Origin of the sequence: Streptomyces tubercidicus (assembly GCF_027497495.1) — a bacterium.
Classification (GTDB): Bacteria; Actinomycetota; Actinomycetes; order Streptomycetales; family Streptomycetaceae; genus Streptomyces; species Streptomyces tubercidicus.
In genome coordinates this window covers 6,776,328-6,799,023 of record NZ_CP114205.1, presented here as the reverse complement: position 1 = coordinate 6,799,023, position 22,696 = coordinate 6,776,328, and the positions used below count along the sequence as shown (strand labels likewise).

At 71.2% G+C, this 22,696-nt stretch carries 22 protein-coding genes; 3 read left to right on the top strand and 19 right to left on the bottom strand.

Translation table 11 applies throughout. The features are described 5' to 3' along the window. Positions 1-207 precede the first annotated feature (207 nt). A complete protein-coding gene (bldD, locus tag STRTU_RS29755) occupies positions 208-708 on the top strand; it encodes a transcriptional regulator BldD (RefSeq protein WP_018087605.1) in 501 nt (166 codons plus the stop codon). Between the two features lie 219 nt (positions 709-927). Here bldD and nusB read toward each other — a convergent pair whose 3' ends face one another. The 14 genes from nusB to STRTU_RS29685 form a co-directional block, all read right to left on the bottom strand. Then, a complete protein-coding gene (gene nusB, locus STRTU_RS29750; protein WP_159747921.1) occupies positions 928-1,359 on the bottom strand; it encodes a transcription antitermination factor NusB in 432 nt (143 codons plus the stop codon). Positions 1,360-1,361: 2 nt separating this feature from the next. Further along, positions 1,362-1,928 (bottom strand): elongation factor P, encoded by a 567-nt coding sequence (gene efp, locus STRTU_RS29745; RefSeq protein WP_159747919.1) that lies wholly within the window; start codon positions 1,926-1,928, stop codon positions 1,362-1,364. Between the two features lie 66 nt (positions 1,929-1,994). After that, positions 1,995-3,101 carry an aminopeptidase P family protein gene (locus tag STRTU_RS29740; RefSeq protein WP_159747917.1) on the bottom strand — a complete coding sequence of 369 codons (1,107 nt, stop codon included), beginning with the start codon at positions 3,099-3,101 and terminating at the stop codon, positions 1,995-1,997. A 73-nt stretch (positions 3,102-3,174) separates the two neighbouring features. Next, positions 3,175-4,095, bottom strand: a complete 921-nt coding sequence (locus STRTU_RS29735) for a Pro-rich N-terminal domain-containing protein (protein WP_159747915.1) — start codon at positions 4,093-4,095, stop codon at positions 3,175-3,177. Positions 4,096-4,352: 257 nt separating this feature from the next. Further along, positions 4,353-4,802, bottom strand: coding sequence for a type II 3-dehydroquinate dehydratase (gene aroQ / locus STRTU_RS29730; protein WP_159747913.1), 450 nt, complete (start codon positions 4,800-4,802; stop codon positions 4,353-4,355). After that, a complete protein-coding gene (gene aroB / locus STRTU_RS29725; protein WP_159747911.1) occupies positions 4,799-5,890 on the bottom strand; it encodes a 3-dehydroquinate synthase in 1,092 nt (363 codons plus the stop codon). The genes aroQ and aroB overlap by 4 nt, the downstream gene beginning before the upstream one ends. Further along, positions 5,887-6,444: a shikimate kinase gene (locus STRTU_RS29720; protein ID WP_159747909.1), complete on the bottom strand. Its 558-nt coding sequence runs from the start codon at positions 6,442-6,444 to the stop codon at positions 5,887-5,889. Before STRTU_RS29720 ends, aroB begins: the two co-directional genes overlap by 4 nt. Continuing rightward, positions 6,441-7,625, bottom strand: a complete 1,185-nt coding sequence (gene aroC / locus STRTU_RS29715; protein ID WP_159747907.1) for a chorismate synthase — start codon at positions 7,623-7,625, stop codon at positions 6,441-6,443. The genes STRTU_RS29720 and aroC overlap by 4 nt, the downstream gene beginning before the upstream one ends. Positions 7,626-7,771: 146 nt before the next feature. After that, the gene (locus STRTU_RS29710) at positions 7,772-8,599 is read right to left on the bottom strand and encodes a shikimate dehydrogenase (RefSeq protein ID WP_159747905.1); all 828 of its coding nucleotides are present in this window, start codon (positions 8,597-8,599) and stop codon (positions 7,772-7,774) included. Next, complete coding sequence (gene mltG, locus STRTU_RS29705; RefSeq protein ID WP_159747903.1) at positions 8,599-10,272, bottom strand: endolytic transglycosylase MltG; 1,674 nt, start codon at positions 10,270-10,272, stop codon at positions 8,599-8,601. Before mltG ends, STRTU_RS29710 begins: the two co-directional genes overlap by 1 nt. A gap of 128 nt (positions 10,273-10,400) precedes the next feature. Then, complete coding sequence (gene ruvX / locus STRTU_RS29700) at positions 10,401-10,865, bottom strand: Holliday junction resolvase RuvX (RefSeq protein WP_159749676.1); 465 nt, start codon at positions 10,863-10,865, stop codon at positions 10,401-10,403. 14 nt (positions 10,866-10,879) lie between these two features. After that, positions 10,880-13,549: an alanine--tRNA ligase gene (gene alaS, locus STRTU_RS29695; RefSeq protein ID WP_159747901.1), complete on the bottom strand. Its 2,670-nt coding sequence runs from the start codon at positions 13,547-13,549 to the stop codon at positions 10,880-10,882. Next, positions 13,549-13,893 carry a DUF6167 family protein gene (locus STRTU_RS29690; RefSeq protein WP_159747899.1) on the bottom strand — a complete coding sequence of 115 codons (345 nt, stop codon included), beginning with the start codon at positions 13,891-13,893 and terminating at the stop codon, positions 13,549-13,551. The genes alaS and STRTU_RS29690 overlap by 1 nt, the downstream gene beginning before the upstream one ends. A gap of 8 nt (positions 13,894-13,901) precedes the next feature. After that, positions 13,902-14,336 carry a DUF948 domain-containing protein gene (locus STRTU_RS29685; RefSeq protein WP_174878996.1) on the bottom strand — a complete coding sequence of 145 codons (435 nt, stop codon included), beginning with the start codon at positions 14,334-14,336 and terminating at the stop codon, positions 13,902-13,904. Between the two features lie 179 nt (positions 14,337-14,515). Here STRTU_RS29685 and STRTU_RS29680 point away from each other — a divergent pair, with 179 nt between their 5' ends. Continuing rightward, positions 14,516-16,714: an ATP-binding protein gene (locus STRTU_RS29680; protein WP_159747897.1), complete on the top strand. Its 2,199-nt coding sequence runs from the start codon at positions 14,516-14,518 to the stop codon at positions 16,712-16,714. A 21-nt stretch (positions 16,715-16,735) separates the two neighbouring features. Here STRTU_RS29680 and rpsD read toward each other — a convergent pair whose 3' ends face one another. Then, entirely contained in the window at positions 16,736-17,347 is a 612-nt protein-coding gene (gene rpsD, locus STRTU_RS29675) for a 30S ribosomal protein S4 (protein ID WP_030987289.1), read from the bottom strand. A 182-nt stretch (positions 17,348-17,529) separates the two neighbouring features. On the opposite strand from rpsD, the gene STRTU_RS29670 reads away from it, so the two are divergent. Next, a complete protein-coding gene (locus STRTU_RS29670; protein ID WP_159749672.1) occupies positions 17,530-18,282 on the top strand; it encodes a DUF2470 domain-containing protein in 753 nt (250 codons plus the stop codon). 27 nt (positions 18,283-18,309) lie between these two features. Here STRTU_RS29670 and STRTU_RS29665 read toward each other — a convergent pair whose 3' ends face one another. The 4 genes from STRTU_RS29665 to STRTU_RS29650 form a co-directional block, all read right to left on the bottom strand. Then, a complete protein-coding gene (locus tag STRTU_RS29665) occupies positions 18,310-19,686 on the bottom strand; it encodes a replication-associated recombination protein A (protein WP_159747895.1) in 1,377 nt (458 codons plus the stop codon). Between the two features lie 85 nt (positions 19,687-19,771). Further along, positions 19,772-20,413 carry a vitamin K epoxide reductase family protein gene (locus STRTU_RS29660; RefSeq protein WP_159747893.1) on the bottom strand — a complete coding sequence of 214 codons (642 nt, stop codon included), beginning with the start codon at positions 20,411-20,413 and terminating at the stop codon, positions 19,772-19,774. 284 nt (positions 20,414-20,697) lie between these two features. Beyond that, on the bottom strand, positions 20,698-21,960 hold the full coding sequence (gene hisS, locus STRTU_RS29655; protein WP_159747891.1) for a histidine--tRNA ligase: 1,263 nt from the start codon (positions 21,958-21,960) through the stop codon (positions 20,698-20,700). An 11-nt stretch (positions 21,961-21,971) separates the two neighbouring features. Continuing rightward, positions 21,972-22,685: an MBL fold metallo-hydrolase gene (locus tag STRTU_RS29650; RefSeq protein WP_159747889.1), complete on the bottom strand. Its 714-nt coding sequence runs from the start codon at positions 22,683-22,685 to the stop codon at positions 21,972-21,974. Between the last annotated feature and the right edge of the window lie 11 nt (positions 22,686-22,696).

Sequence of the window (22,696 nt, the reverse complement as noted above, 5' to 3'; positions counted from 1 at the left end):
CTTCTCCGCCTCACGGGACGGACCTTAAAGGACGTCGGATTTACGCGGCCCAGGCTACCAGGAGCCCCTCCAGGAGCCGTCCGCACCCCTGACGGGTGAGGGTCTGCCCCGTTCCGCTTGACGAAGTCAGATTACGCTGCGTAACCTCACAGTGAGTTACCAGCCCGCGGCGGAGCCGCATGTCGATACAGCCGTCTGGGGAGTTTTATGTCCAGCGAATACGCCAAACAGCTCGGGGCCAAGCTCCGCGCCATCCGCACCCAGCAGGGCCTTTCTCTCCATGGTGTCGAGGAGAAGTCCCAGGGCCGCTGGAAGGCCGTGGTGGTCGGTTCGTACGAGCGCGGTGACCGCGCCGTAACCGTGCAGCGCCTCGCCGAGCTGGCGGACTTCTACGGCGTTCCGGTGCAGGAACTGCTTCCGGGCACGACACCGGGCGGAGCGGCCGAGCCGCCGCCGAAGCTGGTGCTCGACCTGGAGCGCCTCGCCCATGTCCCGCAGGAGAAGGCCGGCCCGCTGCAGCGCTACGCCGCCACCATCCAGAGCCAGCGCGGTGACTACAACGGCAAGGTGCTCTCGATCCGCCAGGACGATCTGCGCACCCTTGCGGTCATCTACGACCAGTCGCCCTCGGTGCTGACCGAGCAGCTGATCAGCTGGGGCGTGCTCGACGCCGATGCACGCCGAGCCGTGTCCCACGAGGAGCTCTAGCCCTCGTACCTGCAGAAACGTGCCGCCGCTCCGGGCTTCCCGGGGCGGCGGTCGCGCGTTGTGGGGACTCCTCCGGAGCGCAGCGGTACGCGCCGGTGCGCACAGGTTCCGTACGAGGCACCCCCGCGAGGGCCGCTGGCGGGCGTTCTGCGGGCATGCGACGGGCCCGGAGCCTTACCCCTCACTCCGGGCCCGTTCACACGCTCTGCCGACCGCCTGCTACGCCTCGCGCCGCAGGCTCGGCTTCAGCTCCTTGAGCCGGCCGAGGAGGCCGTTGACGAAGGCCGGGGAGTCGTCCGTGGAGAACTCCTTGGCGAGCTGCACCGCTTCGTCGATCGCCACCGCGTCCGGGGTGTCGTCCACCCAGAGCAGTTCGTAGGCGCCGAGACGCAGGATGCTGCGGTCGGCCGCCGGCATCCGGTCCAGGTCCCAGTCGACCGCGTAGGTGGAGATCAGCTCGTCGATGCGGGCGACATGGTCCGCGTATCCCTCGACCAGCTCCAGGGTGTATTCGTTCACCGGCGGCTGGCGTGGATCGGTCCGGGCGTGCCGCATCCAGTCCGCGAGCACGGACTGCACATCGGCACCGCGCTGGTCGGCCTCGAAGAGTATCTGGAAGGCGCGCTTACGGGCCTTGGTGCGGGCAGCCACGGTTAGCTGTTCACCCGGCCGAGGTAGTCGCCCGTGCGGGTGTCGACCTTGATCTTCTCACCGGTGGTGATGAAGAGCGGCACCTGGATGGAGTAGCCGGTCTCCAGCTCGGCGGGCTTGGAGCCGCCGGTGGAGCGGTCGCCCTGCACACCGGGCTCGGTGTGCTTGATGATCAGCTCGACCGCGGCGGGGAGCTCGACGTAGAGCACCTCGCCCTCGTGCTGCGCCACGACCGCCTCGAAGCCCTCGATGAGGTAGTTCGCGGCGTCGCCGACGGCCTTGCGGTCGACGTGCAGCTGGTCGTAGGTGTCCATGTCCATGAAGACGAAGTAGTCGCCGTCCATGTACGAGAACTGCATTCCGCGCTTGTCGACGGTGGCCGTCTCGACCTTCACGCCGGCGTTGAAGGTCTTGTCCACCACCTTGCCGGACAGCACGTTCTTGAGCTTCGTGCGGACAAAGGCGGGGCCCTTGCCGGGCTTGACGTGCTGGAACTCGACGACGGACCAGAGCTGGCCGCCTTCGAGCTTGAGCACCATGCCGTTCTTGAGGTCGTTCGTGGATGCCACGGTTGCGGAATCTCCTGGACTGCAGGTGGTGGGACCCCGGAGCGGCGCACGCCGAAACCCTACGGCTCAGAGTGCGAGCAGCTCCTTGGTCGTGATCGTGAGTAGCTCGGGCCCGCCGTCCGCCTCGGGGCGGACGACGAGTGTGTCGTCGATCCGGACACCCCCACGGCCCGGGATGTGAACCCCCGGCTCGACGGTGACCGGCACGCAAGCGTCCAGTTTACCCATGGCGGCAGGGGACAACTGAGGGTCCTCATCGATTTCGAGTCCCACACCGTGCCCGGTCCACGGTCCGAGCCGCTCGCCGTACCCCGCGGCATCCAGTACATGACGGGTCACCCGGTCCACCTCGCGGCACTCCACACCCGGCGCCAGCGCCTCCCGTCCGGCGCGCTGGGCTGCGAAAACGAGATCGTACAGCTCGATCTGCCAGTCCGAGGGCGTGGTGCCGATGACGAAGGTCCGGCCGATCTCGCAGCGGTAGCCGCGGTAGTTGGCGCCCAGCCCGACGCTGAGGAAGTCGCCCTCCTCGACCCGCCGGTCGGTGGGCAGATGCCCGGGGCGGCCGGCGTTCGGGCCGGTCGCGACGGAGGTGGGGAAGGCCGGCCCGTCCGCGCCGTGGTCGACCAGCCGGCGTTCCAGTTCGAGCGCGAGATGCCGCTCGGTGCGGCCGACCAGGATCGATTCCAGCAGCTCCCCCAGGGCCTGGTCGGCGATCTCCGCGGCGATCCGCAGACAGGCGATCTCGTCGTCGTCCTTCACCAGCCGCTGCGCCTCGACCGCGCAGGCCAGGTCCGTCAGCCGCAGCCGGGGCGCGACCTGGGTGAGCGCCCGGTGGCGGGTGACGGTGAGGTGGTGTTCCTCGACGGCCAGGATCTGCGCGCCGGCCTTCGCGGCCAGGTCGGCGCCCGCCACGACCGGGTCCCCACCACGGGTCGGCAGCACCGAGACCCGTACGTCCTCGGCCGGACGCCCCTCGGCGGGATCACCGCTCAGCGGGCTGCCGCACAGCAGCGCGTCATCGGCCGGTCCCAGCAGCAGCGCGGCGCCGGGCGGCGCGCAGCCGGTGAGATAGCGGACGTTCGCGGGGCGCGAGATCAGTGCGGCGGCACTTCCGGGCCCGGCTACGCGGTCGCGCAGACGCGTGCGTCGGGCCGCGTACAACTCGGACATATCACGAGCGTACGGCGACTCCCCCGGGGCGGCCGGTCGGGCGGGGCCGCCCGGGGGACCGGTGCCGTCCTGTCTACCAGTTGGGCGGGCTGGCGATGCTGCGGGCGACGACGTCGTCCAGCACCCGCACCGTCGTGGCGACGTCGTGCTGGGAGTTGTCGATGATCGGCAGGCCGGAGCCGTACCAGCCGGCCATCCGCCCGTGGATCCTCGCCACCTCTTCGTCGGAGAGCCGGCGGTTGCCGCTGCGCCGGGCGTTGCGCTCCAGCACGATCTCCAGGCCGGGCAGCAGCACGATCGGCAGCAGACCGGGTCCTACATGGCGCTTCCAGCCGCCGAGGCCGACCACCGGCCGGTCGGGGAAGACGGCGTCGTCGAGGATGCAGGAGATGCCGTTGGCGAGGAAGTTGCGGGCCGCGAAGCCGCAGGTACGGCGGGCGAGGCGGTACTGGGCCTCGGAGTGCTCGTTCCAGCCGGCCTGCGGGTCGGCGAAGCCGGACCGGACCCATTCGCGGACATCGTCGAGGCTGATGTGCGCGGTCGGCACCCGCCGAGTGTCGGCCCAGTGGCGCGCCACGCTGGTCTTGCCGGCCCCGGCCGGGCCGATCAGCAGCACCGCGACGGCCGTGTGCGCGGCGTCCGGTGCGGCGTCGGTGGGCGGGCTGGGCAGTGGCACCGGGGCGCCCGGGGGCAGCGGTACATGGCCGGTGACGTCCATGCCCTGGGGGGCGGGCGGGGCCTGCCCGTGCGCGGGCGCGTGCCAGCCCTGGCCGGCGGGGGCGGGCTGCTGCGCGGCCGGCGGCGGGGCGGCGGGGGCCGGTGGCGAGGCGGGCGGGGTGTGCCCTCCCGGGGCGTGCCCCCCAGGGGCGTGCCCTCCGGGGGTAGGCCCTGCCGGGATGTGCCCTCCCGGGTGGGGCGTCCAGTGCATGGCGGCCCCGGGTCCTGATGCCTGCCCGTGGGGCGGCGGCAGCGGAGCCCCCACTGCGTACTGCATCCGGTGGCTCTCCGTCTCGTGCGGTCGACGTGGTGCGGTGCTCCCCGGCGCACGCCGGGTGGTGCCCCGGGCACCGGGCTCGGCTGCCCGGCGCCCCGTGCGGCAACCCACCGGCCCGGAGGGGCCGTTGTGTCCCACAGCCGTCGGCGTGGCTGGTGCTGGAGCGAACGGTACCCTCCCGGACGCGGCCGGTGGTCCCTTGTCCCCGGCGCTCGCTGCGGAAACGGCCAGGGCGCCGGGGCGTGCCCGAGGGGGCGTCAGCCGTTCAGTTCCTCGGCCAGCGCGCGGAGCGCCAGACGGTACGAGCCGATGCCGAAGCCGGCGACCGTACCGCTGGCGATGGCCGCGATGACCGAATTGTGGCGGAACTCCTCGCGGGCGTACGGGTTGGAGATATGCACCTCGATCAGCGGGGCGGTGCGCTGGGCGGCCGCGTCCCGCATGCCGTACGAATAGTGCGTGAAGGCACCGGGGTTGATGATGACCGGAATCGATCCGTCGGCCGCCTCGTGCAGCCAGCGGATCATCTCCCCCTCGTCGTTGGTCTCCCGTACCTCGGCCGCGAACCCCAGCTCCTTGCCGAGCCTGGTGCACTCCTCGACCAGTCCGCTGTAGGAGGTGGCGCCGTAGACGTCCGGCTCACGGGAGCCCAGCCGGCCGAGGTTGGGCCCGTTGAGGACGAGCACCCGACGGGGCTGCGCACTCATGCCGCGATCTCCGCGTGCGCGGCGAGCAGCATGGCCGGGTCCGGGCCCTCCAGGACGGTCGGCTTGGCCAGGCCGTCCAGGACGATGAAGCGCAGCCGGTCGCCGCGGGACTTCTTGTCGACCTTCATGGTCTCCAGCAGCTTGGGCCACTGGTCGCCCCGGTAGGTCAGCGGCAGCCCGACGGCCTCCAGGACGGAGCGGTGCCGGTCGGCGGTGGCGTCGTCCAGGCGGCCGGCGATCCGGCCGAGTTCGGCGGCGAAGACCATGCCGACGGAGACGGCCGCGCCGTGCCGCCAGTTGTAGCGCTCGTTCTTCTCGATGGCGTGCGCCAGGGTGTGGCCGTAGTTGAGGATCTCCCGCAGACCGGACTCCTTGAGGTCCGCGGAGACCACCTCGGCCTTGACCCGGATCGCCCGCTCGATCAGCTCGGCGGTGTGCGCGCCGTCCGGGCGTTTGGCGGCCTCCGGGTCCGACTCGATCAGGTCGAGGATCGCCGGGTCGGCGATGAAGCCGGCCTTGATGACCTCGGCCAGACCGGAGACGTAGTCGTGCACCGGCAGCGAGTCCAGCGCGGCCAGATCGCAGAGGACACCGGCCGGCGGGTGGAAGGCCCCGACGAGGTTCTTGCCCTCGGCGGTGTTGATGCCGGTCTTGCCGCCGACGGCCGCGTCCACCATGCCGAGCACGGTGGTCGGTACGGCGATCCAGCGCACCCCGCGCAGCCAGGTCGCGGCGACGAATCCGGCCAGGTCGGTGGTGGCACCGCCGCCGACCCCGACGATCACATCGCTGCGGGTGAAGCCGGACTGGCCGAGCGCCTTCCAGCAGTAGGCCGCGACCTCGGCGGTCTTGGACTCCTCGGCGTTCGGCAGCTGGATGGCGATCGCCTCGTAGCCCTGGGAGGCGAGATCCTCGCGCAGCGCCTCGCCCGTGGCGGCCAGCGCCTCCGGGTGCAGCACCGCGACCCGCTTGACCCCGTCGCCGATCAGGCCGGGCAGTTCACCGAGCAGCTGCCGCCCGACGAGCACCTCGTACGGATCGGTGCCGGCCGTGCCGCCTACCTGGATACGGGTGGCCTGCTCCGTCATGCCTGTTCCTCCCTGTGGGCGGCCTGCGGGGCGTCTCCCGCGGCCTGGCCTGGCTCCAACGCGTCCAGAATCGCCTCGGCGACCTGCTCGGGGGTCCGCTCCGCCGTGTCGATCACGGCCCGCGCGACCTCGGTGTACAGCGGACGGCGGCGCTCCATCAGCTCGCGCCACTGCTTGCGCGGATTGACGGCCAGCAGCGGGCGGGGCGCGTCGAGGCCCACCCGCTTGACGGCGTCCGCGAGCTGGACATCCAGGAAGACCACCGGCAGCCCGGTCAGCAGCTTGCGGGTGCCCTCGTCGAGGATCGCGCCGCCGCCGAGCGCGAGCACTCCCGGGTGGCCGTCGAGCGCGTCACGTACCGCGGCCCGTTCCAGGTCGCGGAAGTACGGCTCGCCCTCGTCGATGAAGATCTCGGCGATCGGCCGGCCGGCCGTGGCGACGATATCGGCGTCGGTGTCCCGGTACCCGACGCCCAGCCGCTCGGCCAGTAGTGCGCCCACCGTCGACTTGCCGGCCCCGGGCGGGCCGATCAGGACGACGACCGGGGACGTCACTTGATCGCCAGGTTGTCGAGGAAGGTCCGCACGTTGCGGCGGGTCTCCGGCACGCTGTCGCCGCCGAACTTCTCCACCACCGCGTCCGCCAGCACCAGGGCCACCATCGCCTCGGCGACGATGCCCGCGGCCGGCACCGCGCAGACGTCCGAGCGCTGGTGGTGCGCCTTGGCCGCCTCGCCGGTGCTCACATCGATGGTCGCCAGCGCCTTCGGCACCGTGGCGATCGGCTTCATCGCGGCGCGCACCCGCAGCAGCTCGCCGGTCGTCAGCCCGCCCTCGGTGCCGCCGGAGCGGCCCGAGCTGCGGCGGATGCCGTCGTCGGTCGAGAGGATCTCGTCATGGGCCTTCGAGCCCGGCACCCGCGCCAGGTCGAAGCCGTCGCCGACCTCGACGCCCTTGATGGCCTGGATGCCCATGAGGGCGGCGGCCAGCCGGGCGTCCAGACGGCGGTCCCAGTGCACATGCGAGCCGAGGCCCACCGGCACACCGTAGGCCAGCACCTCGACGACCCCGCCAAGGGTGTCGCCGTCCTTGTGGGCCTGGTCGATCTCGGCGACCATCGCCTCGCTCGCGTCCGCGTCCAGGCAGCGCACCGGGTCGGCGTCCAGCCGCTCGACGTCGGAGGGCTTCGGGAGGACGCCGTACGGGGCCTTGGCCGCGGCCAGCTCGACCACGTGCGAGACGATCTCGATACCGGCCGTCTCCTTGAGGAAGGAGCGGGCGACCGTGCCGAGGGCGACCCGGGCGGCGGTCTCGCGGGCGGAGGCGCGCTCCAGGATGGGGCGGGCCTCGTCGAAGCCGTACTTCTGCATACCGGCGAGATCGGCGTGGCCGGGGCGGGGACGGGTCAGCGGCGCGTTACGGGCCAGCGCGGCCAGCTCCTCCGGGTCCACCGGGTCGGCCGCCATCACCTGCTCCCACTTGGGCCACTCGGTGTTGCCGACCATGATCGCGACGGGCGAGCCCAGCGACAGACCGTGCCGCACCCCGCCCAGGAAGGTGACCTGGTCCTGCTCGAACTTCATCCGGGCACCGCGGCCATAGCCGAGCCGGCGCCGCGCCAGCGCGTCCGCCACCATCTCCGTGGTGATGGGCACGCCGGCCGGAAGGCCCTCCAGCGTCGCCACGAGTGCGGGGCCGTGCGACTCCCCCGCCGTCAGCCAGCGCAACCTGCTCAACGGTGCTCCTCATGTACTGCTCATCCGCGTACGGTCTCCCCCTGATCCTCCCACGTCGCGCGGGACGGCCGGCGCCCAGTCCAGGGGGCGGACCGGGCGCGCGGGGACGAACGGGACGGACCGGGCGGACGGGCCCGGTGCGGAGGTCAGCGGGCCGCCAGCGCCGCCTCGCCCGCCGCGCGCATCGCGGCCAGCGGCGCCGGAGCGCACCCCGTCATCCGCTCCACCTGGAGGACGGCCTGGTGGACCAGGAGGTCCAGGCCGCCGACCACGGCGCCGCAGCGCTCGGCCCAGGCCGTGGCCAGCGCCGTCGGCCAGGGCTCGTAGAGCACATCGAAGAGCGTGCCGGGCCGGTCGGGGACGGCGGCGGCGAGGGCGTCGGTGGTCCCCGCCGGGGTGGTGGCGATGGTCAGCGGCGCCTCGAAGGCCGCGGCGGCGTCCTCCCAGGCGGCGGTGCGGACCGTGACCCCGAGCCGCTCGCCCCAGCCGCGCATCTCGTCGGCGCGCGCCGCGCTGCGGACATACGCGGTGACCTCGCCGGTGCAGATCCGGGAGAGCGCGGCGAGCGCCGAGGACGCGGTGGCTCCGGCCCCCAGCACCGAGGCCCTCTCGACCTGCCGCACCCCGCGCTCCTCCAGTGCGGCGATCATGCCGGGGATATCGGTGTTGTCACCGGCCCGGCGGCCGTCGGAGGTGAGGACGACGGTGTTCACCGCCTCGACGGAGGCCGCGGTGGCGCTGATCTCGTCGAGCAGCGGAATCACCGCGCGCTTGAGCGGCATGGTCAGCGAGAGGCCCGCCCATTCGGGGCCGAGCTTTTCCAGAAAGCCGGGCAGCGCCGCCTCGTCGATTTCGTAGCGGTCGTACGCCCAGTCCCCCAGCCCCAGTTCCGCGTAGGCGGCGCGGTGAAGTACCGGGGAGAGGGAGTGGGCGATCGGGGAGCCGAGTACCGCAGCCCGACGGGTGGCGCTCATTACTTGTTCTTCTCTTGTTCCTTGAGGTAAATGCGGCGGTTGCGTTCATGCTGCTCGTTCGTCTCGGCGAACAGCGTCTTTTCCGGATTGATCGAGACGAAGTAGTACCAGTTGCCCTTGGCCGGCTTGATGGCCGAGCGCAGCGCCTCTTCGCCCGGGTTGCCGATCGGCCCCGGCGGCAGTCCCTTGAACTTGTAGGTGTTGTAGGGATCGTTGAAGTGCCGCAGATCGTCGACGGATCCGGTGTCCAGGGTGCTCTTGGACCTGGCGTAATTCACCGTCGAGTCGAAATCGAGCAGACCGTAGGTCTCGGTGTTGTTCGGCTTGAGGCGGTTGTAGACGACCCGGGCGACCTTGACGAAGTCGTGCTTGTACTTGCCCTCGGCCTGGGTGAGGCTGGCGACGGTGAGCAGCTGCATCGGCGATTCGAGGTGCAGCTTCTGCGCATTGCCCTCCAGGTCGTACCTCGCGTACACCTGGTTCGCCCGCGTCACCATCTGCTTCAGGACCGCGGCCGGCTTGGCCTTTTCCCCGACGCTGTAGGTCGACGGGTAGAGGAATCCCTCCAGCGGGTCCTTTGTCTTCGGGGAGTCCTTGGCCCACGAAGGCAGCCCGAGGCTCTTGGCGTCGGTCTCGGCGACGTCCTTGGTCGTGCCCGTCTTGAGGTGAAGCTTTTTGTCGATGAGCTTGTAGACGTCGGCGGAGCGCAGCCCTTCACGGATCGTGAGGCCGTTGCGGCTCTTGGGGTTCACCATCAGCTCGATGGCCGAGGCCGCGGACATGCGCTTGCGCAGGGAATACGTCCCCGGCTGCAGGATTTTGTCCTTCTTGCTGTCGACGGCCGCCTCGGAGAACGCGTCGGCGCTCTTGATCACGCCTGCCTGCTTCAGGGCCAGACCCATTTGCAGGATCGTGGAGTTCTCCGGGATATCGACCTGGACATCGCCGGTGCCGTCGCCCTCGTAGTCGGGGGCCGAGCCGAAGTGGCTCACGATGAAGTCATAGCCGAAATAGCCGACGGTGCCGACCGCTCCGGCGAAGAACAGGGTCACGACCAGGCAGGCCCGACCGCTGCGCCGTTTGTTCTTCTTGGTCTTCTTGCCGCGCCGCTCACGGCCGCCCCGGCGCTCCTCGCGCGGGTCGGCGTCGTCACGGTCGTCGTCCTCACCGCGGTCCGCGAAGAACGCGTGCTCCGGCTCGCGCGGCTCCGGCTCATGCGGCTCCGGCCCGGCCCGCCAGTCGTCGTCGGCGCGGGTGCCCTCGTCGTAGTAGGGCTCCCCCTGCTGGGGGTGCGGCGGCTGCTGGTACTGCTGTTGCTGCCGCATCCCCTGCGGGGGCTGCTGGGCCTGCTGCGGCGGATGCGGGTGCTGCGGCGGCGGATAGGCCTCCGGAGCCGCGTAGTGGTCGGGTCCGCCCCCGCCGTACGGGTCGGCCGGCGGCTGCTGCCCGTAGGGGTCGTACGGGTCGTAGGGCAGCTGCCCGCCCTGCGAACCGTCCCAGCCGCCGTTGTACTGCTGCTGGGCATATGGGTCAGCCTGCTGGGGATACCGGTGGGCCTGCTGTCCGTCCCACTGAGGCTGCTGCTCCTGGCCTCTGGAGGAACCCTGGTCTCCGTAGAGCGGGTCCTCGGGATGCCACGGTTCGGAGCTATAGCCCCGGCCATACTCGGTCATCGATCCCCTAGAGCCAAGAGGCGGTGCACTCCGGCCTGGCAGTGCGCTTGCGGTAACTAGGTCCGCCTCTACTTGCACGCGCGGCTGTTCGAACGCCGCACATCGCGCGGAACGTTACCGTACCGCGATCAGATGACCACTTCGACGCCCTCGCCCGGAGGTTCCCCGGAGACGCGTTCGGTCTCCAGCGCGCTCTGCAGGATCACCACCGCGGCCGCCTGGTCGACCACCGAGCGGCCCTTCTTGCTCCGGACCCCCGAGGCCCGCAGCCCCTGGGTGGCCGTGACCGTCGACATCCGCTCATCGACCAGCCGGACCCCTACGGGGGCGATGTTCCTGGCCATCTCCTGGGCGAAGGCCCGGACCTTGGCCGCGGCCGGCCCCTCTCCCCCGTTGAGGGAGCGGGGCAGACCGACCACGACTTCGAGGGGCTCGTACTCCTCGATGATCGCCTTGAGCCGGCGGTGTGCTGACGGAACGTCACGTCCCGGCACGGTCTCGACGGGGGTGGCGAGGACCCCGTCGGGGTCGCACGAGGCGACCCCGATACGGGCGTCCCCGACATCCACGGCGATGCGCCGGCCGCGTCGCATCTCACTCACGCGCGTCAGGCCGCCTCGGCGACGAGGCGCTCGACGGCCTCGATGGCCTCGGGCACCGCGGCGGGGTTCTGACCGCCGCCCTGGGCGACGTCCGGCTTGCCGCCGCCACCGCCGCCGAGCGTCTTGGCGGCGGTACGGACCAGGTCACCGGCCTTGATGCCGCGCTCGCGGGCGGCCTCGTTGGTGGCGATCACCGTCACCGGGCGGCCGTTGGCGACCGAGAACAGCGCCACGACGGCGGCGCGGTCACCCTGGATCCGGCCGCGGACGTCCAGCACCAGCTTGCGCAGATCGTCGGCGGAGGTGCCGTCCGGGACCTGCCCGGCGGCCAGCGCCACCCCGCGCACGTCCTTGGCGCCCTCGGCCAGCCCCGCGGCGGCCTGCAGCACCTTCTCGGCGCGGAACTTCTCGATCTCCTTCTCGGCGTCCTTCAGCTTGGCCAGGACACCGGAGATCTTCTCCGGCAGCTCCTCCGGGCGGCCCTTGACCAGCTCGGTGAGCTGCGAGACGACGGTGTGCTCACGGGCCAGGAACTTGTACGCGTCCACGCCGACCAGGGCCTCGACCCGGCGCACACCGGAGCCGATGGACGATTCGCCGAGCAGCTTCACCAGGCCCAGCTGGGCGGTGTTGTGGACGTGGGTGCCGCCGCACAGCTCCTTGGAGAAGTCGCCGATGGTGACGACCCGGACACGGTCGCCGTACTTCTCACCGAATTCGGCGATGGCGCCCTGCTTCTTGGCGTCCTCCATGCTCATGACCTCGGCATGCACATCGAGCTCACGGGAGAGCACCTCGTTGATCTTCTGCTCGACGTCCGTGAGGACCCCGCCGGGCACGGCGGCCGGCGAGCCGAAGTCGAAGCGGAAGCGGCCCGGGGAGTTCTCCGAGCCGGCCTGCGCGGCCGTCGGGCCGAGAGCGTCACGCAGCGCCTGGTGGGTGAGGTGGGTGGCGCTGTGGGCGCGGGCGATGGCGCGCCGACGGGTGACGTCGATGGTGGCGTACGCGGCGGAGCCGAGCACCACCTCGCCGACCTGGACGACGCCCTTGTGGACCGTGACACCGGGCACCGGCTGCTGGACGTCACGGACCTCGACGACGGCGCCGGAGTCCAGCTTGATCTTGCCGCTGTCGGCGAGCTGGCCGCCGCCCTCGGCGTAGAACGGGGTGCGGTCCAGCACGACCTCGACCTCGTCGCCCTCGTGGGCGGCGGGGGCCGGGGCGCCGTTGACCAGGAGGCCGACGACGGTGGACTCGCCCTCGGTGGCGCTGTAGCCGGTGAACTCCGTGCTGCCGGACTTGTCGGCGACCTCGCGGTAGGCCGACAGGTCGGCGTGGCCGCTCTTCTTGGCCTGGGCGTCGGCCTTGGCGCGCTCCCGCTGCTCCTTCATCAGGCGGCGGAAGCCGTCCTCGTCCACCGACAGGCCCTGTTCTGCGGCCATTTCGAGGGTGAGGTCGATCGGGAAGCCCCAGGTGTCGTGGAGCAGGAAGGCCTTGTCGCCGGGCAGGACCGTGGAGCCGGCGGACTTGGTGTCCGTCACGGCGGTGTCGAGGATGTTGGTGCCGGCCTTCAGCGTCTTGACGAAGGCGGCCTCCTCGGCGAGGGCGACCGTCTCGATGCGGCGGCGGTCCTCCAGCAGCTCCGGGTACTGCTGGCCCATGGTCTTGATGACCACGTCCAGCAGCTCGCCGACGACCAGCCCGCTGGCGCCCAGCAGCCGCATGTTGCGGATGGCGCGGCGCATGATGCGGCGCAGGACGTAGCCACGGCCCTCGTTGCCGGGGGTGACGCCGTCGCCGATGAGCATCGTGGACGTACGGATGTGGTCGGCGACGACGCGGAGCGAGACATCGGTGGCGTCGGAGTCGCCGTAGCGCACACCGGAGAGCTCGGTGGCCTTGTCGATGACGACACGCAGGGTGTCCGTCTCGTACATGTTCGGCACGTCCTGCAGGATCATCGCCAGGCGCTCAAGACCGAGGCCGGTGTCGATGTTCTTGCTGGGCAGCTCGCCGAGGATCTCGAAGTCCTCCTTGCTCGTGCCCGCGCCGCGCTCGTACTGCATGAAGACCAGGTTCCAGATCTCCACATACCGCTCGTCGTTGACGGCCGGGCCGCCCTCGATGCCGAACTCGGGGCCGCGGTCGTAGTTGATCTCGGAGCACGGTCCGCAGGGGCCCGGGACGCCCATGGACCAGTAGTTCTCCTTCTTGCCCAGGCGCTGGATGCGCTCCTTGGGCACCCCGACGACCTCGTGCCAGATGCGCTCGGCCTCGTCGTCGTCGAGGTAGACGGTGATCCAGAGCTTCTCCGGGTCGAGGCCGTAGCCACCGTCGGCCTGGGAGCCGGTCAGCAGCTCCCAGGCGTACTTGATGGCGCCTTCCTTGAAGTAGTCGCCGAAGGAGAAGTTGCCGCACATCTGGAAGAACGTGCCGTGCCGGGTGGTCTTGCCGACCTCTTCGATGTCCGGCGTACGCACGCACTTCTGCACGCTGGTGGCGCGCGGGGCGGGCGGCTTGACCTCACCGAGGAAGTACGGCTTGAAGGGGACCATGCCCGCGTTGACGAGCAGCAGCGTCGGGTCGTCCGCGATGAGCGACGCCGACGGCACGACGGTGTGCCCGCGCTCCTCGAAGAAGCGCAGCCAGCGGCGGCGGATTTCAGCCGACTCCATCAGTGGTCCTCTTTTCCAGTCGGTCCGGTCAGACCGGGGTGTCCGGTTGTTCTCGTGGTTCGGTACTGCGGTTCGAGCACCGCGCGGCGCGGTGCGGGCAGCTCGCGGACCTCGTCCGGCTCGCCGAGCCCCAGGGCGTCGTGCAGCTGCTCTTCACGGTCCGCCATTCCGGTCCGTACGTCCAATGCAAATTGGCGCAGCCGGTGTCCGGTCTCGACGGCCTTGTCCGCGGCCTGGGCGGCGAGACTGTCGGGCTGCAGCTTGCGCAGCTTGCGGTGGACCTTGTTGGTGGCCCATACGCCGGCGGCGGCGCCGGTGGTGAACCAGAATGCGCGGCGGAACATCGCTGTGATCAGTCCTTGGAGCGACGGTTGCGGCGCCCGCCACGGCGGGCGCCGGGCAGGATACGGCCGGGGACGACGGTGCGCTGCGGCTCCGGTTCGCCCTTCTTGCCGATCGCGCGGCGCACGCCGTAGCCGAACGCCGCCACCTTGACCAGCGGGCCGCCGAAGGCGGAGGAGACGGTCGAGGAGAGCGCGGAGGCGTTGGCGGTGACCTCCTGGACGTCGGCGGCGATGGCGTCGACGCGGGCCAGCTGGCTGTGCGCGGAGCGGACCGTTGCGGAGGCGTCGGCGAGGAGGGGCACGGCCTGCTCGGACACGTCGGCCACCATCTTGGTGGTCGCCTTGAGCGTCTGCGCGAGCCTCACCAGCACGAGGGCGAGGAACGACACAAGGATCGCCCAGAAGACGGCCACGAGGATCCCGGCCACCTCTCCACCGGACACGTTGGCACCACTCTCCGACTGGTTTGGTCTGGTTCTCGTCCTGCTCGAACGGCAACCTTGACCTTATCGCGCCGTGACTGTCCGTCCGTACCCCGTTCCCGGTCACGCGGGGCGGCCACCAGGTGAATCCGGCAGCGTGATTGTACGGTCCGCATCCCGCCGAGTACGCTCCGTGTGCCATGCGACGCCTCACGCGCCCCGGCCCCGTCTCCCGCCCGTCCCCCGCGCGTCTGCGGGCCCCGGGCAGGCCGGGGAACCTTCCCGCGGAACTCACCCGCTTCATCGGCCGCGACGACGAACTGGCCGCGCTGACACGGCAGCTGGAATCCGCCCGGCTGGTGACGCTCACCGGCCTCGGCGGCGTCGGCACCTCACGGCTCGCCCGGCACGGTGCGGCGATCTTGCAGGATCGCTTCTGCGATGGGGTGTGGCTGGTCGAACTGGATTCCCTGCGCGAACCGCACCTGCTGGACCACGCCGTCGCCGAGGCGCTGGCGCTCGCCGACCACGGCGGCCGCCCGGTGCGCACCGCGCTTCGCGAGCACCTCGCCGACCGTGAACTGCTGCTCGTCCTGGACGGCTACGAGCACCTGGTCGACGCCTGCGCCGAGCTGACCGCGGAGCTGCTGCGCCGCGCCCCCGGGCTGCGCGTACTGGCCGCCGGACGACGGCCGCTCGGGCTCACCGGTGAGCGGAATGTGGCGCTGGCGCCGTTGAACACCGCCGACGCGACCGCCCTGTTCGCCGACCGCGCCGCGGCCGTGCTCGGCGCCTTCACCGTCGGGGAGGCCAACGAGGCCACGGTCACCGAGCTCTGCGAGCGGCTGGACGGCATTCCGCTGGCGCTGGAGCTGGCCGCCGGGCGGCTGCGGGCGCTGTCCGCGGACCAGGTGCTCCAGCGGCTCGACGACCGCTTCCGGCTGCTGACCGGCACGGCCCGCGGCGCTCTGCCGCGCCACCAGACGCTGCGTACCGCGATCGGCTGGAGCCATGAGCTGTGTACGCCCGGGGAGCGGCTGCTGTGGGCGCGGCTGTCGGTCTTCGCCGGGCAGTTCGACCTGGAGGCGGTCGAATACGTCTGCTCGGGCCCGGAACTGCCGGCCGGTGAACTCCTCGATGTCATCACGGAGTTGGTCGCCCAGTCGGTGCTGGTGCGCGAGGAGACCGCCGCCGGGGTGCGCTACCGGATGCTGGACACCGTACGGGCCTACGGCGCGGGCTGGCTGGCGGCGACGCAGGACGGCGAGCGGCTGCGGCGCCGGCACCGCGACTGGTATCTCGGGCTGGCCACCTGGTGCGAGCTGGACTGGTTCAGCTCCCGGCAGGCCGAGATCGCGGCCCGGATCGAGGCCGAGCTGCCCAATCTGCGGGTGGCGCTGGAGCAGAGCCTGGACTGCCCCACCGATACGCATCTGGGCCAGTACCTGGCGGGCACCCTCTGGTTCTACTGGGTGGGCTGCGGGCGGCTCTCCGAGGGCCGGCACTGGCTGGACCGGGCCCTGGAGCTGGAGAGCGACCACGACGACGCACGGCTGAAGGCGCTGTGGGTGGCCGGCTATGTCGCGCTGATCCAGGGCGACACGATCGGCGCGCTGGGGGTGCTCCAGGAGTGCCGCGACGAGGCCGAGCGGACCGGCAACGCCACCGCAGCCGCGTATGCGCTGCACCGCACCGGCTGTCTGGCGCTGGTCTGCGACGACCTGCCGCGCGCCGAGGAACTGCTGCGCGGGGCGCTGCGGCGCTACCGGGAGATCGGCGAGCTCAACGGCACCGTGCTGCTGGCGCGGGTCGAGCTGGCGATGGCGATGGCCTTCCAGGGCGAGCCGGCGGACGCGGTGCGGCTGTGCGAGGACGTCCTGGCGGTGTGTGAGGACCACGGGGAGCGCTGGACGCGGGCGTACGCCCAGTTCGTGCTGGCGTACGCGGCCTGGTCGGGCGGCGACGGCGGGCGGGCCCGGACCCTGCTGGAGGAGTCCCTGGCCGTCCATCACGCCTTCCATGACGTGCTGGGCGTGGTGCTGGCGCTCGAACTGCTGGCGATGGTGACGCTCGGCGAGGGGGACGCGGCGGAGGCGGCAGTCCTCCAGGGGGCCGCGGGGCGGATCTGGCCCTCGGTGGGGCTGCCGCTGTTCGGCTCGCGCCACTTCCGCCGGCCGCACGCGCTGTGCGAGGAACAGGCCCAGCAGCGGCTGGGGGCCGAGCACTACGGGCGGGCCCTGCGTACGGGCGCGCGGCTCGGTCTGGACGCGGCGGTGGCCCGGGGGCTGCGGACCGGCGATCCGGTGCCCGCCCGGCGGCGGGCGGTGCGGATCGCGCCGCCGGGCACGAACGAGCCCGCCGCCTCCCCCTCCGCGAGCGGCGGGGAGACGGCGGGCTGAGCGCTGTGCCTGCGGTGGTGCTTAGCGGGCGTAGTACTCGACGACGAGCTGCTCGTCGCAGATCACCGGGATCTCCTTGCGGTTCGGGTCCCGGTCGAGACGGAACGCCAGAGCCGGCAGGTTGACCTCCAGGTAGCGCGGGGTCTCACCGTCGGTGTCGTAGCCACCCTCACGGGCGACCTGGAAGGGGTGCTTCTCGCGGCTGCGCTCGCGGACCATCACGACGTCGCCGGGGCGGACGCGGAAGGACGGCTTGTCGACCTTGCGGTCGTTCACCGAGATGTGGCCGTGGACGACCATCTGGCGGGCCTGGTAGATGGTGCGGGCGATGCCCGACCGCAGGACGAGCGCGTCCAGACGGCGCTCAAGCTCGATGATCAGCGCTTCGCCGGTCTTGCCTTCGACCTTCCGAGCGCGGTCGTAGGCACGCGCCATCTGGCGCTCGCTGATGTCGTACTGCGCACGCAGGCGCTGCTTTTCGAGCAGACGGACCTTGTAGTCACTGCTCTGCTTGCGGCCACGGCCGTGCTCGCCGGGCGGGTAGGGACGGGCCTCGAAGTACTTGACGGCCTTCGGCGTCAGCGCGATGCCGAGCGCGCGGGACTTCTTGACCTTGGGACGCGACTGGTTCACGTGGAACGGACCTCCGTGTAAGTTAGGTGAGGCTTACCTTAGCGCGAGGAGAACGCATGTTTCGACCTGGGATCCCCCTGCCCAGTGCACACCGCACCGAGGCGGGTCAGCCGCGTCCCGTGGAAGACGCCCAGCAGCCCACAGCCGCTGAGCGCGTACGAACCCTCGTCGAGTCCAATGGTATGGCGTCTTTGAACATCCCCGGTGTCGAGGACCCCGACGAGACCGGTCTCTCGGCACCGGTCTGTCGGACCGTGACACCCGGGGGAGACGTGCTGTTGCTGGTCTCCGGCGACTCTGCGGCGGCTCGGGCGGCCGCGCACGCACAGGACGACGACCTCACAGCAGTGATGGAGATCACGGATGTGGCACCCGTTTCGGTGCCTCATCGCATCCGCGGACGAGCCTGGGTGGCCGGCTGGCTCACCCCCGTACGCAATGAGCAGCGGGCCGAGGCGGCGCTGCTGCTCGCGGAGCGGCACCCGGTGGGTGAGCTGCTCGGCATCGGCGAGGCGCTGCAGCCGGACCCCGCTCCGGGCCTGTACGGGCGGACCGCCTGGATGATGCTGCGCCTGGAGGTCGGTGAGGGCGCGGTGGACGATCTGTGGGGCACCGAGTCCGTCGAGCCGGATGACTTCGCCGAGGCGGTCCCCGATCCGCTGGTCGCCCACGAGGCGGAGCTGCTCCAGCATCTGCACTCCGCGCACAGCGAGCAGGTGCGCGGGCTGTGCGCCCTGCTCGGCGACCGCAGGGACGTCTGCGGGCTGCGCGGCCGGGCCGTGCCGGTGGGCCTGGACCGCTTCGGCCTGCGGGTCCGCTTCACCGACGACGAGCAGCACTCCTTCGACGCGCGGTTCGACTTCCCCGAGCCCGTACGGGACGTGGTGGACCTGCGGCGGGCGATGCATGTCCTCTTCGAGGCGGCGGCCGAGTAGGTCCGGGGCCGCCGCCCGGCGGAGGGGTCAGGGGGTGTCGGCGGCGCTCTCGCCGGAGTCCGCGCGCAGACGTATCCGCACCCGCTCGACGACATCGGCGTAGCGCGCCTCCGCACCATGGCGGGTGGGCTCGTAGTAGCGCTTGCCGTGCACCTCGTCCGGCGCGTACTGCTGGGCCGCGATACCGCCCGGCAGGTCGTGCGGATACTGATAGCCCTGGCCGTGGCCGAGCTTCTGGGCGCCCTTGTAGTGGCTGTCGCGCAGATGCGGCGGCACCGCGCCCGCCTGACCGGCCCGTACGTCCGCCAGGGCGGCGTCGATGGCCATATAGGCGGCGTTCGACTTCGGCGCCAGGGCGAGCGCGATGGTGGCGTGGCTCAGCGTGATCCGCGCCTCCGGGAAGCCGATCATCGCCACGGCCTGGGCGGCGGCGACCGCGGTCTGCAGGGCCGTCGGATCGGCCAGGCCGATGTCCTCGCTCGCCGAGATCATCAGCCGGCGGGCGATGAACCGCGGGTCCTCCCCCGCCTCGATCATGCGCGCCAGATAATGCAGCGCGGCGTCGACGTCCGAACCCCGGATGGACTTGATCAGTGCGCTGGCGACGTCGTAGTGCTGATCGCCGTCCCGGTCGTACTTGACCGCCGCACGGTTGACGGACTCCTCCAGGGTCTGGAGGGTGATCTCCTTCTCGCCCTTGGCCAGCGCGGAACCGGCACCGGCCTCCAGTGCCGTCAGCGCGCGCCGGGCATCGCCGCCCGCGATCCGCAGCAGATGCCCCTCGGTGTCCTCGGGGAGGGTCACCGCGCCCGCCAGCCCGCGCGCATCGGTCAGCGCCCGCCCCAGGAGTCCGCGCAGATCCTCGTCCGTGAGGGGTTCGAGGGTCAGCAGCAGGGAGCGGGACAGCAGCGGCGAAATCACCGAGAAATACGGATTCTCGGTCGTCGCGGCGATCAGGGTGACCCAGCGGTTCTCCACAGCGGGCAGCAGGGAATCCTGCTGGGCCTTGCTGAAGCGGTGGATCTCGTCGAGGAAGAGGACGGTCTCCTTGCCGTAGCCGCCCGAGGCGCGCCGGGCGCCGTCGATGACCGCACGGACCTCCTTGACGCCCGCGGTGATCGCCGAGAGCTCCACGAAGCGCTTGTTCGTCGCCTGGCTGACGACATACGCCAGGGTCGTCTTGCCGATGCCGGGCGGCCCCCACAGGAAGACCGAGGACGGCCCCGCGGGCCCTCCCCCGCCCTCCCCGACGAGGCGGCGCAGCGGCGAGCCCGGCTTGAGCAGATGCTGCTGGCCCACGACTTCGTCGAGGGTGCGCGGGCGCATCCGGACGGCGAGCGGGGACCCCGCGGGGTCCTTCTCCTGGCGGTCTTCGGCAGCGGCGGTGAACAGGTCGGGCTCCACGATCACGAGCCTAAGCCACCCCACTGACAACGCCCCGGCCGCCGTCAGGGACGGGCCGGGGCGCGGGCAACGCGTCGGGCGGAGCTCAGATCAGCGTGCTCCAGTACGACCACCACTTGGTGAGGATCAGCAGCGCGATCACGCCGTACCAGAGCACCGGCACGACCCAGTGGAACTCCAGCACGGCCCGGCGCAGCCCCGCGGGGGCCGGGATGATGCCGTGCTTGAGGTTGTGCACGGTGGTGTACCAGAACATCAGGATGGTGACCATCCAGGTCAGCGTGCACCACAGACACAGCGAGTTGATCTCGTACAGCGACTGGGACATCAGCCACATGCAGAAGACCGTGCCGAGCAGCGTGCCGATGTTCAGCCCGAGCCAGTACCAGCGGCGGAAGCGGCCGCCTGCCAGCAGGGCCATGCCGATCCCGATCACCACGCCGAAGCAGACCAGACCGGCGAGCGGGTTCGGGAAGCCGAAGACCTCCGCCTGCTTGCTCTGCATGACATTGCCGCAGGAGACGATCGGGTTCAGGCTGCAGGCCGGTTTGTAGTTCGGGTCCTTCAGCAGCTCGAACTTGTCCAGGGTGATGACCCAGGCCGCCAGGAGACCCAGCGCGCCGGTGATCACCAGGAGCAGGGCGTAGCCGCGACCCGAGCCGATGGTGCCCGTGCCGCTCGCGCGGTCGTCGTCGGTGGACACGTCGTCAAGCGCTGTCGTCGTCATATCGCCGTTCCGTCGATCCCTGGGAGTGAGGCTGAGGCGGGCCCGGTCGCGGCCACGCCGTTCATTCTGCCCCAACTCCACCATGGCCCACTGTGCGAGGAGCATAAAGAAGAGCCGCCCGCACACAGGGTTCTCTCAGCCTGCGCCCGGCTCCGGCCCGCTCCGGCCGCCCGGCCGGTGGATCGCCCGGCGGCCCGGCGCCGCCGCCGCGGCCGTGCCGGAATCCCTTCGCCGGGATGACGGCGGCGGCCCCGGCGTTGACGCCGGGGCCGCGCCGTGCCGTCTCAGCCCAGCGCGCGCCGGACCTCCTCGGCCACGGTGTCCAGCGCGACCGCGGTCTGCTCACCGTTCTCCAGGTCCTTGAGCTGGACGACGCCCTCGGCGAGGTCCCGCTCACCCGCCACCAGCGCCAGCCGCGCGCCGGAGCGGTTGGCGGACTTCATGGCGTTCTTCAGGCCCTTGCCGCCGAACGCGAAGTCGGTGGCGACACCGGCCCGCCGCAGCTCGGTGACCACTCCGAACAGCGCCCGGCGGGCCTCCTCGCCAAGCGGGACGGCGTAGACGGCCGTGGCGGCGGGGATGTCGAGCGTGACGCCCTCCGCCTCCAGTGCCAGCACCGTGCGGTCGACGCCCAGCGCCCAGCCGACGGACGGCAGCGCGGGGCCGCCGATCATCTCGGAGAGGCCGTCGTAGCGGCCGCCGCCGCCCACCGCGGACTGCGAGCCGAGACCGTCGTGGACGAACTCGAAGGTGGTGCGGGTGTAGTAGTCCAGGCCGCGGACCAGCTTCTCATCGTCCTCAAAGGCCACCCCGGCCGCGGTCAGCAGCTCACGCACCTGCTCGTGGTACGCCTTGCAGGCCTCGCAGAGGTAGTCGCGGAGCTTGGGCGCCCCGTCGAGCTGCTTCTGTACGGCCTCGCGCTTGTCGTCCAGGACGCGCAGCGGGTTGATGTCGACCCGGCGCCGGGTGTCCTCGTCCAGGTCGAGCCCCCGCAGGAAGTCCTGCAGCGCGGCCCGGTAGACGGGGCGGCACTCCTTGTCGCCCAGGGAGTTGAGCAGGATGCGGAAGTTCCGCAGGCCGAGCGAGCGGTAAGCCTGGTCGGCCAGGATGATCAACTCGGCGTCCAGCGCCGGGTCTTCGGCGCCGATGGCCTCGGCTCCCACCTGGGAGAAGTGGCGGTAACGGCCCTTCTGCGGACGCTCGTAGCGGTAGTACGAGCCCGAGTACCAGAGCTTGACGGGGAGGTTGCCCGCCTTGTGGAGGTTGGCCTCCAGTGCGGCGCGCAGTACGGACGCGGTGCCCTCGGGGCGCAGCGCCAGCTGGTCGCCGCCCTTGGTCTCGAAGGCGTACATCTCCTTGGTCACGATGTCGGTGGACTCACCGACCCCGCGCGCGAACAGCTCGACGTTCTCGAAGCCGGGCGTCTCGATGTAGCCGTACCCGGAGTTCTTCAGCGGCGCGGCGATCGCCTCGCGCACCGCTAGATAGGTGGCGGACTGCGGCGGAATCAGGTCGTACGTGCCCTTGGGGGCCTTGAAGGTGCTCACGGAAGCTCTCGTCACATTCCTCGTCGCGGAGGGGCACTGAAGCCTTCTCCGAGGCCGGCGGCCACTTCCCGCAGGAAGGGGTTGGTGGCGCGCTCGCGGCCGATGGTGGTCTGGGGGCCGTGGCCGGACAGGACGACGGTCGAGTCCTCCAGCGGCAGGCACACACGCGCCAGCGACTGCAGGATCTCGGCGTGGTCGCCGCCCGGCAGATCGGTGCGTCCGATGGAGCCGGCGAAGAGCAGGTCGCCAGAGAAGAAGACCGGCGGAATGTCGGCCTGCTCGGGCATCCTGAACGTCACCGACCCCTTGGTATGGCCCGGTGCGTGCGCGACGGAGAACTCCATCCCGGCGAGTTCCAGGGCGGCACCGTCGCTCAGCTCCTTGACGTCGTCCGGCTCCCCCACGGTGAGTTCGCCCATGAGCTGCTGACCGATGGAGCGGCCCAGGGCCTTCTCCGGGTTGCTCATCATGAAGCGGTCCTCGGGGTGGATCCAGGCCGGGACGTCATGCGCGCCGCACACCGGGACCACGGAGGCGACATGGTCGATGTGGCCATGGGTGAGAACGACCGCGACGGGCTTGAGCCGATGCTTTGCGACCGCGTCCTCGACGCCTTGGGCCGCCTGGTGGCCCGGGTCGATGATGACGCACTCCTCGCCGGCGGCGGGGGCGACCAAGTAGCAATTGGTGCCCCAGGCCCCGGCGGGGAACCCGGCAATCAGCACGTTCGTCCTTA